This window comes from Cupriavidus sp. 05L310, assembly GCF_056398185.1.
In genome coordinates this window covers 104,194-115,384 of sequence record NZ_JBFTOX010000026.1, presented here as the reverse complement: position 1 = coordinate 115,384, position 11,191 = coordinate 104,194, and the positions used below count along the sequence as shown (strand labels likewise).

Sequence of the window (11,191 nt, the reverse complement as noted above, 5' to 3'; positions counted from 1 at the left end):
GGCGTAGACCACCAGCACATCGCAGTCCGGGCCGTTGGTGATCCACATCTTGGTGCCGTTGAGCACGTAGCGGTCGCCCTTGAAGTCGGCGCGCAGCTTCATGCTCACCACGTCGGAGCCGGCATTGGGCTCGCTCATGGCCAGTGCGCCGATCCAGTCGCCGGAGACCAGCTTCGGCAGGTATTTGGCTTTTTGCGCGGGGGTGCCGTTGCGGTGGATCTGGTTCACGCACAGGTTGGAGTGCGCGCCGTAGGACAGGCCGACCGAGGCGGAAGCGCGGCTGATCTCTTCCATCGCGATCATGTGGGCCAGGTAGCCCATATTGGCGCCACCGTACTCCTCCGCCACGGTGATCCCGAGCACGCCGAGATCGCCCATCTTCTTCCAGGCGTCCATCGGGAACTGGTCGGTGCGGTCGATCTCTGCGGCGCGCGGAGCGAGTTCGGCCTGCGCCCAGTTGCGCACGGATTCGCGCAGCATGTCGATATCTTCGCCGAGGTGGAAATTGAGGCCTGGAAGTTCGTTCATAGGAGTGCTCGTTATGTTGTTCAGTGGGGCTGCGGGAAGCGCAGCCCGATGTCAGGTGGAAGCCGGGCCGGAGTCAGGCGGTCTTGGTCTCGTCGAGTCCGAGTTCCTGTGTCATGCGGTCGCGCATCACGAACTTCTGCACCTTGCCGGTAATGGTCATGGGCATCTCGCTCACGAAGCGGACATAGCGCGGAATCTTGTAGTGCGCGATCTGGTCGCGGCAGAAGGCGCGGATATCGTCCTCCGTGGCGGTTTCGCCCGGCTTCAGCACGATCCATGCGCACACTTCCTCGCCGTACTTGGGATCGGGCACGCCGAACACCTGCACCGCCTGCACCTTGGGGTGGCGGAACAGGAATTCCTCGATCTCGCGCGGGTAGACGTTCTCGCCGCCACGGATCAGCATGTCCTTCACGCGGCCGACGATATTGCAGTAACCCTCTTCATCGATGGTGGCGAGGTCGCCGGTATGCATCCAGCCATCGCGGATCGCCTCGCGGGTGCGCGGTTCATCGTCCCAGTAGCCCTGCATCACCGAATAGCCGCGGGTGCACAGCTCGCCCTTCTCGCCAACGGGCACGATCTCGCCCGCGCCGTCGACCAGCTTGACCTCAAGGTGTGGCTGGATCAGCCCGACCGTGGTCACGCGCTTTTCCAGCGGGTCGGTGGTGGAGCTCTGGAAGGAAACCGGGCTGGTCTCGGTCATGCCATAGGCGATCGTCACTTCCGCCATGTGCATTTGCGAGATCACGCGCTTCATCGTCTCGATGGGGCAGGGCGAGCCAGCCATGATGCCGGTGCGCAGCGTGGAGAAGTCGTATTTCCCGAAATCCGGGTGATCCAGCTGCGCGATAAACATGGTCGGCACGCCATGCAGCGCCGTGCAGCGCTCCTCGCTGACCGCCGCCATGGTGGCTGCCGGTTCGAACGCCTCGCCAGGGAACACCATGCAGGCGCCGGTGGACACGCTGGCCAGCACGGCCAGCACCATGCCGAAGCAGTGATAGAACGGCACCGGGATGCAAAGCTTGTCCTGCTCGGAGAACCGCATCGCCATGGCGATGAAGCGTCCGTTATTGACGATGTTCCGGTGCGTCAGCGTGGCGCCCTTCGGTGCGCCGGTGGTCCCGCTGGTGAACTGGATATTGATCGGGTCGTTGCGATCCAGTTGCGCGGTGATCGCGTCCAGCTCCCCGGTGATGGCGTGAGTGCCATGTGCCAGCAGCGCATCGTAGTTCAGCATGCCCGGTGTCCGCTCGCCGCCCATGCGGATCACCCAGCGCAGCGTGGGCAGGCGCGCCGCCTGCAACGCGCCCGGCTCGCAGCTTTGCAGCTCCGGCGCCAGGGTCTGCAGCATTTCCAGGTAACGCGACGTCTTGAACGACTCCGCCGCCACGATCGCCTTGCAGCCTACCTTGTTCAGCGCGTATTCCAGCTCCGATAAACGGTAGGCCGGATTGATATTCACCAGCACCAGTCCCAGGCGCGCCGTCGCGAACTGGGTCACCAGCCATTCCACGCGGTTCGGCGACCAGATACCGATCCGGTCCCCGCGCTCCAGGCCCAGCAGGCGCAAGCCGCCGGCCATGGCATCCACCACCTGCGCGAACTCGCGCCAGCTCCAGCGGATTCCCTGCTCGCGGAACACCACCGCCTCGCGGTCCGGGAAACGCGCCACGGTTTCCGCGAGCAAGGCCGGCACCGTCAGTTCGGACAGGGGGATGTCGGTCCGGCCCCGTACGTGGGAGAGCCCGCCAATGGGCAAAGTGGTTGGGCTAGCGGCACCCTGTGTGGTCATACTTGTCTCCAAAGCGCTGTCGCAATCATGTCTGTTACCTGATTTCTTGAGCTTTATTCAACTTTGTTGAGCGAGGCTCAAGTCTCGGGGTGCGCATATTATCTTGTCCCTGGGCCTGCCATCCACGCGCCGGACCAGTAGCGTTGAGTGGAAAAGTACACGCTAGACCGGAAAATTGCAACCTAGACTTGAGTAAAGATCAATTACAATGCGATGACAGGGTCGAGGCGGCGCACAGGCACGCCCGGGCGCACGTTTTCATGCGGCGCCGCACTATAATCGCCGGCTTCCGGCAAGCGAGGTAACACGTCGATGGACGACATCATGGTGCGGCGCCGCATTCCCGCGGGCGCCAAGGCGGAACAACGCATCCGCGACATCCTCCGCGTGAGCCGCGAAGTCTTTGCCGAGATGGGGTACGAGCGGACCACCACGACCGAGATCGCCCAGCGCCTCGGCATCTCCGAGGCCACCGTGTTCACCTACTTCCACGGCAAGCGCGAGCTATGCGTGCGGGTGATCGAGGACTGGTACGACGAGATCATCGCGGCGGTGGAAGAGGGCATGCCGCGTGACCAGACCACCAAGGCTCAGCTCGAGTTCTTTGTGCGGACCCATTTACGGCTGTTCCTGATCCAGGGCACCGGCCTGTGCGCGCTGGTTCTTTCCGAGGGCCGCGCCAAGGGGCCCGGGCTGGGCGAGGTATTCGTGCCGCTGCAACGGCGCTACACGGCGCCGCTGATGGATATGCTGGCGCGGGCCAGGGAGAATGGGGAGATCCGCACCGATTTGCCGCTGAGTTTGCTGCGTTCGGCGATTTTTGGGCCGATGGAGCACATTCTCTGGGATGCGATCGCCAGGCAGCGGCCGGTGGATATCGAGCGGACCGCCAGGGACATCGTTGCGTTGCTCTGGCCGGCCTTGTTGCCGCCGGATCTGGAGGTAGTGGCGTTGCGGGAGTTTTATGGCGAGGTGGGGGCGGCTTTTCGGCGGGCGGGCGGCGGGCCGGTATAGGGCCAGGTGTTCCGCGCCTTGGACAAGGACTCCACACTCGCCACCAATGCCGCCCGTTCCGTAGGCTACGCTAGAGATAGTCCGCAACGGGGGAGTACCACAATGACTGACGAAGAGATCATCTTTCAGGAGTGTGGCCTGCGGATCGACAGGGTCGGCGAGCTTGCGCTGCTGATCGCGGACGTGTTCAACGCTTGCCGCGCAAGCAAGGCCAGTCTCAGGCCATCGGGGCTTGAGGATTCCCTGTTTGCCCGGCTGGTTGCGACGCAGGCCGTGGCCGGCTACCTGGTGGCAAGCGATGTGCTGCTCGGGCTGGACCGGCGCATGCACATACTGGCCGAGAGGGTCTGCTACGGTGTCGTGCTGAAGGAGCCATTCGGTGCCGGCACGGACTTCGTCGTCGTCCGGGGTACGGCCAGTCTGCTTGAGTGGCTGGTCAACGCAGAGTGCGAACTGGTCGGGGTACCGTCCGTCACGACCGCCGGGAAGGTCGAACTGGGGTTCTCGAGCATATTCACTTCCATGCAGTTCCTGGCCGCCGATAACACGGGGGACGCCCAACCGCTGCTTCCGAGTCTCATGAACGTGGCAAACGGCAACAAGCTGGTCGTCACGGGGCATAGCCTGGGGGCGGCCATCGCAAGCTATCTCACGCTAGGCCTGGCGAAGGCGCGTATCGGCGGTGACAAGCTGGCGGCCTGTCTCTTTGCGTCGCCGCGGCCTGGGGACCAGGGCTTCGCGGATGACTTCCAGAGCAGGGTTGATAACTACATCGTGATCAACCACGCGCTTGACGCCGTGCCAAAGCTGCCGAAAGAGATTGCCGGCTTCAGATCGCTCCGGGACGTGTTGACATTCCCCAACCCGAACATTCCGCCTGTTGGCCCGACGATCAGGGATGATCTTCTCTGCCATCACCACGCAGTCTGCTACGCGGCGCTGGTGGCGCCTGGCGCCCTGGGCGCCTACACCGCGGACGCGGGAGTCGCGCCCGGCAAGGTTTCCTGGGCCAGCCTGCTCACGGCAAACCATGACGAGATGAACTGTATCGTGACGGACGTACTCCTCGTGCAGCAGAATCTGGACCGCCTGCGCGGGGCATAGGCCAGGTCCGGCCTGCTGCGGCGTTCCGTTCGGAAGCGACGTTCGGAAGCGAAATACCCGGCGACTGGCGCGATTGAATTTGCTGGCACGGTTCGCCGCGATTGCAGGCTACCCCACCAGCGCTGGCAGGATGGTCGCCAGAATGCAAGGCGCTGAAGGGTTGGCAGGTTCGGTCGCGGCGCAGTCCCACAGTAGCCACACAGCAGCCCAAATGAAAAAGGGCTCCCATAACTGGAAGCCCTTCAAACAAATAGGTGGTGCGGCTGGCAGGATTCGAACCCACGACCCCTTGGTTCGTAGCCAAGTACTCTATCCAACTGAGCTACAGCCGCACGCGAGGGCAGAACTATATCGCAATCGTGGGAAAATGCAATCTATTTTTGGTTAATGCATGCACGGAATGTGCGGCGGGCTCTTGTCGTACCCCAGCCAATGGCGCGAATAAAGCCGCGCGACGAGCGGGTTCAGAATATCTCGAACTGAACCAACGCATGGCCCCTCTCCTTGTTGCCGTTTCCCGCGTACGCGAACCTGCGTTGCGCGCCAAATGCCGTGCCCGACCGCACACAACTCAGGCGCCCCTACGGAAATGGGAAATTTTGCGCCGGGTAATCCCCATTTTTGCGTGTCGTGGGGTGTGGGCGTACCGTCCAATACGCTTCGGGTGAGGCGTGCGGCACTCGCGCCGCCGGCCGATTCCACTGCGCGGCTTGCCTCGCCACCGCGCCGGCCCGGCGCGGGTATCACCCCATATGGTGTTCCCGGCCCCTATCGCCAATAATGGTCTAACTGACATTGCCGGACGAGGGCGCGCCATGCTTTATAGTCCCGATGCAATTCGTACGATTGCCCTGCTGGGGCACGCGGGGTGCGGCAAGACCTCGCTGGTAGAAGCGCTGCTGCACAAGGGAGGCGCGCTGCATCTCCCGGGCAGTATCGAGCGCGGCACAACGGTCTGCGATTCCGATCCTCTCGAGCGCAAATATCGCCACTCCCTCACCTCCGCGGTCGCGCACCTGCACTATCGCGACACCCGCATCTACCTGCTCGATACGCCCGGCTATCCCGATTTCTCCGGCCTGTCGATGAGTGTCCTCCCGGCAGTCGAGACTGCCGCCATCGTCATCAACGCGCAGACGGGCATCGAGATGACGACCCGGCGCATGATGGCCTGGGCGCAGGATCGCAAGCTGTGCAGGATGATCATCGTCAACGGCATCGACAAGGAAAAGACGGATCTGCCCGCGCTGCTGGCCGACATCCAGGAGGCCTTCGGCAAAGAGTGCTTGCCGATCAATCTCCCGGCGGGGCGTGCCGGCGAGGTCGCCGACTGCTTTTTCAGTCCCGCTGGCGAGGCGGACTTCCTGTCCGTGGCTTCGGCTCACGACGCGCTCGTCGATCAGGTCGTGGAGATCGATCCCGAGTTGATGGAGCTCTATCTGGAGCAGGGCCAGGCGATCGCGCCGGAGCAGTTGCATGCGCCGTTCGAGCGGGCGCTGCGCGAAGGCCACCTGGTGCCGATCTGTTTCACGTCGGCGGCCAGCGGCGCCGGCATCAGGGAACTGCTCGACGTGTTTGTGCGCCTGCTGCCTAACCCGACCGAAGGCAATCCGCCGCTTTTCTACCGTGACGCAGGCGAGCGCCGCGTCGCCGTTCGCGCCGAGCCGGTGCCCGACAAGCATGTGCTGGCGCATGTCTTCAAGATCACGATGGACCCGTATCTCGGCAAAATGGCCGTGTTTCGCATCCACCAGGGTACCGTCTCGCGCGACAGCCAGCTCTATATCGGCGACGGCCGCCAGCCCTTCAAGATCGCGCATCTGCTGATGCTGCAGGGCAAGGAGCGCGTCGAAGTGCCGCAGGCCGGACCCGGCGATATCTGCGCGGTGGCCAAGATCGACGAGATCGCCTTCGATGCCGTGCTGCACGATGCCAGCGAGGACGGCAACATCCACCTGGTCCCGCTCGATTTTCCGAGGCCGATCTATGGCCTGGCGATCGAACCGGCGCGGCGCGGCAACGAGCAGCGCCTGTCGGAAGTCCTGCAGAAACTCGGCGCGGAAGACCCGTGCCTGCGCATCGAGCATCCGGCCGGCACCAATGAAACCGTCGTGCTTGGCCTTGGCGAACTCCAGTTGCGCTGCGCGCTCGAACGCCTGACCGACCAGTACAAGCTCGAGGTGGTGACGCGGCCGCCCAAGATCGCCTATCGCGAAACCATCGGCGGCAAGGCCGAGGGGCACCACCGCCACAAGAAACAGACCGGCGGTGCCGGCCAGTTCGGCGAGGTGTTGCTCCGCGTGGAGCCGCTGCCGCGCGGCACGGGCTTCGAATTTGTCGACGCGGTCAAGGGCGGTGCGATTCCGGGGCAGTTCATTCCCGCCGTTGAAAAGGGTATCCGCCAGGTTCTCGAAAGCGGGCCGCTGGCCGGCTTTCCGATGCAGGACGTGCGCGTTACCGTGTTCGATGGCAAGAGCCATTCGGTCGATTCGAAGGAAGTGGCGTTCGCGGCCGCCGGGCGCAAGGCCTTTATCGATGCTGTGCTCAAGGCGCGGCCGAGTGTGCTGGAGCCGATCGTGGATATCGAGGTGACGATGCCCGAAACGGCGATGGGCGACATCATCAGCGACCTCTCCGCCAAGCGCGGACAGGTGCGCGGCACGCGTACGGCGGCCGGCAACAGCGTCGTCGTGGCGGGGCAGGTGCCGCTGTCCGAGCTCAACGACTACCAGTCACGCCTGAACAGCATCACGGGCGGACACGGCAACTACACGATCCAGCTCAGTCACTATGAACCCGTGCCGCCCGCCCAGCAGGAACAGATGGCTTCGCAGCACAAGTCGCATGGGGAGGGCGCGGCCTGACGGTGCGGCAGGCCGATGGCCGATGGCGCCGGCGGTATCAGGCGTTCAGCGCGGGCAGGTTTTGCACTCTCAGCGTTTGTGGCACCGACAGTGAGATCTCGGCCGCGCGCAGCCGCTTCAGGATCTCGAACAGCAGGTCGCTCTTTGTTTCCGTGGCGATCCGCGGGCTGCCTACGTAGCCCGTCACGCTCAGCGTGATCCCGTTCGATGCCAGCTGGCTGAACGTGACGGACGGCGCGGGCTTCTCGAGTATCGCCATGTTTTCGCGGTAAGCCTCCAGCAGCAGATCGCGCACATGCTCGGGGTCGATGTTCAACGGGAACGTCAGCTGCAGCGTCGCCACACCTTGCGTGCTATTGCTCATCGTCACGTTGCGCAGGTTCTGCGATATCAGCTGCGAGTTCGGCACGATCACGGTGGAGCGGTCGCCTAACTGGATTTCCGTCGCGCGCACGTTGATGCGCCGGATGTCGCCCTCGACGCCGCCGATGCTCACCATGTCGCCGACCTTTACCGGACGCTCGGTCAAAAGGATGAGCCCCGACACGAAGTTCTTGACGATCTCCTGCAGGCCGAAGCCAATCCCGACCGACAGCGCACTGACGATCCACGCGAGGTTGTCCCATTTGACGCCCAGCAGCGACAAGGTCAGCAATACGATCAGTACGTAGCCGATATTGCTGAACAGCGTGACGAGCGAGACCCGCAAGCCCGGCTCCATGCATACCTTGGGCAACAGCTCCGCATCCAGCCAGCGCCGTACCGAGCGCAGCAGGTAGATGCCAACCGACAGCGCGATGGCGGCGCTGAGGATCCGATCGGGCATGATATTGAGGCGGCGCAGCTTTTCTCCGCCGAGCACCGTGAGCAGGCTGTTCAACAGATCGCTCGGTGTCGTGCCGAAGCCGCCGGTCAGCAAGGCAATGACCGCGACCAGCAGCAACAGGCTCGTGCCGATGCCCGACACCACCGTCGACGCCTGCTCGAGATGGCTGTCGCCCAGGCCGAACAGCTGCTTGATGACTTTGCCGCTCGAGTGATGCAACGAGAAAACGCACTCGCAGACGTCGCGTGTCAGTTGCGTCAGCAGATACAGGCTACACAGGACGATATCGACCCAGACGAGTTCGTAGGTCAGGAAGCGCGCGAAAGTGATATAGCCGATAAGCAGGGCGAACAACGATGCGATCACCGTAATCGTCACGCCAGCGTGGATCATGCCGGCCAGCGTGGAGCGCGCCTCGGGCTGTTCTCCCGCCGCGCAGAGCAGGGTGCGCACGCGGTTGGCGCGCAGCAGCGCCGCGCCGATTGCCAGGACCACGACAAGCGACACAAGGCCGCGGCCCGACAGCGTGACTTGCAGGCTGGTATCGGCGCTCCGGTTCAGTTGCTCGAGCGTGCCGGCCAGCAGCAACAGGCCGGCGAGGACAGCGGGGAACGGGCTCATCGCCAGCGCGACCCGATCGGCGAGTGCCGGCAGGCGCCATGACGGATGACGCGTGCATAGCAGCGCCCGGCCGAGGCCGGAAATCAGCGCGCTGGTCAGCGTCAGCTTTCCGAGTTCGCTGATCAGGTCTTGCAACTGGGGCGGCGGCTCGTAGTATCGGGTGAAGGCGAAGCAGACGATCTGTACCGCGACCGCCGTCGTCACGACGGTCGCGAGGGCTGTCGCCAGTGCGAGCGCGCTGCGCCGCAGGCGGGACTCCGGCAATCGCGTCAGGCAGAACCACGCGAGAGCCCGCTCGATGAGCCGGCGGCCGATCAGCCAGACAGCCAGCGCAAGGAGTACGAGGAGGGTGGTGACAGCCTGCTGACCCGGCTGCCAGGCCAGTTGCCACAACGGGACGACCTGGTCCCTGAACGCACTTAGCCTTTGCTGGTCTTCCGGTGTCGGCTTGAACAACGGCATCCAGAACTGCGCGCTCAGGATGCTGTCCGAGCGCAGCGCCAGCTGGTTCTTCAGCAGGCTGCGCTGCAGCTTGGCGATCTGCCCGGTCAGGTTGGCTACGTTCTCCTTGTCGTCGGCCGCCTGTTTCAGTCCGTTGTCCAGCTGCGTCTTGCGCGCGTTGAGTTCGGCCCGCTGCTGCGCGACGGCAGGTGCTTCCGGCGTCGTTCCGGCGGCGGGCGCCGGGCCGAGCACATCGAGCTGTGCCTGCAACTGCGCACGCTCGGGCAGCAGTGCCGCGGTCAGCTTGTCGACGTCGCCCGCCAGTTGCTTGATGTCATTGTCAAGCCCTTCGAGCTGCGTGCTGCTCGTGGCGGCCGACGCCAGCTGTTTGATACGGTCCTGTTCTGTCTGGAGCCTCTTCAGTTCAGCGACGGCCTCGGCGTGCGAAAGTGACGTTGCGAGCTGGGCGTCCGTACTTTTTACGGTATCGGCGGCGGCGGCTGTCGGCAGCGCGGCCGGGCTCAGGTGGAATAGCGCAATCAGCACAAGGCTCAGCGCGAGCTTGGGGAGTTTGCTCATAAGACAAAAAAAGCTACAGATCGGCTAGCCGGGCAAGCAATCGGGCACTTTTCCGTGGATGGCCCTGGTTCGCCAGACGGCGCGTTGCCAGGCTCGACGATCGGGATGTTGGACGGCCGCGGCGCCGATCAAACGGGAAGTCGATCAGACGGCTGGGGCGCGATTTCGGCGGCGTGCTCTTGCTCTGGCGGAGAGGACGCCCGGTACTGGGCGGTCAGTGCGGGACGCTGCGATACGATGCCGTGCGGGCGGTAAGCCGCTGCAGCAGGGCCGGATTGGCGGCCGAACTGGCTTACTCATCGCTTGCGCAGGCCACATCGCGCTGACCAGTCTGGTGGTGGCGGTGGGCCGAGGTTTGACCTAAAGAAGCTGCATTATACATAGGCATGCCGGCGCTCCCGATCGTGCGGTTTTTTCCGGTGTCCGCAGGAACGGAGCTTGCCAAACAGCATATTGGCTCGCCAGGAATCACTGCATGACAAGGCCGTCGGCCATCTGGTCCAGCGCCATGGGAGTGACTTCGGATGAGCCGTAGACCACGCCAGCCACAGGCGCGGTACCTGCCGCCACCATCATCGTCTGGACGGGTTGTTGCGCCCTGAACGAGACCGAACCTTTAGTGACACTGGCCGCTGTCACGGTATAGGTGCCCGCTTGCAGGTTCCCCAGGGTCGTCGATTGCCCCACAGTCTGCCGGTAGCCGCCGGGGCCGGTGACCGTAACGTTGGCGGGCGTTCCCGCAGGCAGGCCCGAGATGATGATGGAGAGGGTGCCGGGCTTGCCGTCACCGGCGGTCACTTCGACCTCGCCGCCCCCGCCGCACGCGGCGACGATGAGGCAGCAGGTGCCGAGAAGTAAGCACAGGGCATGTCGGAGCGTGGACGTCATGGCTGGCTCCCGTGGAGGTTGGCCGCAATGGAATCATGGCGGCGCGGCAACACGATGTCCAGTCCGGGGACTAGCTCCGCAATGCGTCGGCCATGGCGCGAAGCGCCAATGTGTAGCCGGCAACGCCAAGCCCGCAGATCACGCCCGTGGCCGCCCGCGAGATGATCGAATGGCGATGGGTCTCTTCGCGCGCGTGGATATTCGTGATGTGCAGTTCAATGACCGGCCGCTGAATCAGCTTGACGGCATCAAGCACAGGTACGGATGCAAAGGAAAACCCGGCCGGATTGATGATCACGGCGGCATTCTTTTCAAAGGCTTCCTGGAGCCAGTCCACCATCGTGGCTTCGCTGTTGGTCTGACGAAAATCGCAGTCGATCCGCAATTCGTCAGCCAGCCCGGCGACGCGTTGTTGCACCTCGGCAAGCGTGGTCGTGCCATACAGATGCGGCTCGCGCTTGCCCAGCATGTTGAGATTGGAGCCGTTCAGCAGATATACGAGTTCGGTCATGGTCTGTGCCGCGCGGC

8 protein-coding genes and 1 tRNA gene are annotated in these 11,191 nt (G+C 63.9%); 3 read left to right on the top strand and 6 right to left on the bottom strand.

The features are described 5' to 3' along the window. A partial coding sequence (locus AC1DS6_RS19895) for an acyl-CoA dehydrogenase family protein (protein ID WP_477102974.1) occupies window positions 1–528 on the bottom strand: 528 nt, incomplete at its 3' end. 73 nt (window positions 529–601) lie between these two features. Further along, window positions 602–2,326 carry an AMP-binding protein gene (locus AC1DS6_RS19890; protein WP_477102973.1) on the bottom strand — a complete coding sequence of 575 codons (1,725 nt, stop codon included), beginning with the start codon at window positions 2,324–2,326 and terminating at the stop codon, window positions 602–604. Between the two features lie 312 nt (window positions 2,327–2,638). Between AC1DS6_RS19890 and AC1DS6_RS19885 the strand changes: the two genes are divergently transcribed. Together AC1DS6_RS19885 and AC1DS6_RS19880 are read left to right on the top strand one after the other, a co-directional pair. Beyond that, window positions 2,639–3,340: a TetR/AcrR family transcriptional regulator gene (locus AC1DS6_RS19885; protein ID WP_428180743.1), complete on the top strand. Its 702-nt coding sequence runs from the start codon at window positions 2,639–2,641 to the stop codon at window positions 3,338–3,340. A gap of 102 nt (window positions 3,341–3,442) precedes the next feature. Continuing rightward, window positions 3,443–4,444, top strand: coding sequence for a lipase family protein (locus AC1DS6_RS19880; RefSeq protein WP_477102972.1), 1,002 nt, complete (start codon window positions 3,443–3,445; stop codon window positions 4,442–4,444). Window positions 4,445–4,699: 255 nt separating this feature from the next. On the opposite strand, the gene AC1DS6_RS19875 is transcribed toward AC1DS6_RS19880, so the two are convergent. Next, window positions 4,700–4,776: transfer RNA gene (locus AC1DS6_RS19875), tRNA-Arg, on the bottom strand. Between the two features lie 483 nt (window positions 4,777–5,259). Between AC1DS6_RS19875 and fusA the strand changes: the two genes are divergently transcribed. Beyond that, on the top strand, window positions 5,260–7,308 hold the full coding sequence (fusA, locus tag AC1DS6_RS19870; RefSeq protein ID WP_477102971.1) for an elongation factor G: 2,049 nt from the start codon (window positions 5,260–5,262) through the stop codon (window positions 7,306–7,308). 37 nt (window positions 7,309–7,345) lie between these two features. Here fusA and AC1DS6_RS19865 read toward each other — a convergent pair whose 3' ends face one another. From AC1DS6_RS19865 to AC1DS6_RS19855, 3 genes are all read right to left on the bottom strand, one after another. Further along, window positions 7,346–9,775, bottom strand: a complete 2,430-nt coding sequence (locus tag AC1DS6_RS19865; RefSeq protein ID WP_477102970.1) for a DUF3772 domain-containing protein — start codon at window positions 9,773–9,775, stop codon at window positions 7,346–7,348. Between the two features lie 468 nt (window positions 9,776–10,243). Continuing rightward, the gene (locus tag AC1DS6_RS19860; RefSeq protein ID WP_441626758.1) at window positions 10,244–10,663 is read right to left on the bottom strand and encodes a hypothetical protein; all 420 of its coding nucleotides are present in this window, start codon (window positions 10,661–10,663) and stop codon (window positions 10,244–10,246) included. Window positions 10,664–10,733: 70 nt separating this feature from the next. Beyond that, window positions 10,734–11,174: a type II 3-dehydroquinate dehydratase gene (locus AC1DS6_RS19855; protein ID WP_428180835.1), complete on the bottom strand. Its 441-nt coding sequence runs from the start codon at window positions 11,172–11,174 to the stop codon at window positions 10,734–10,736. Window positions 11,175–11,191 lie beyond the last annotated feature (17 nt).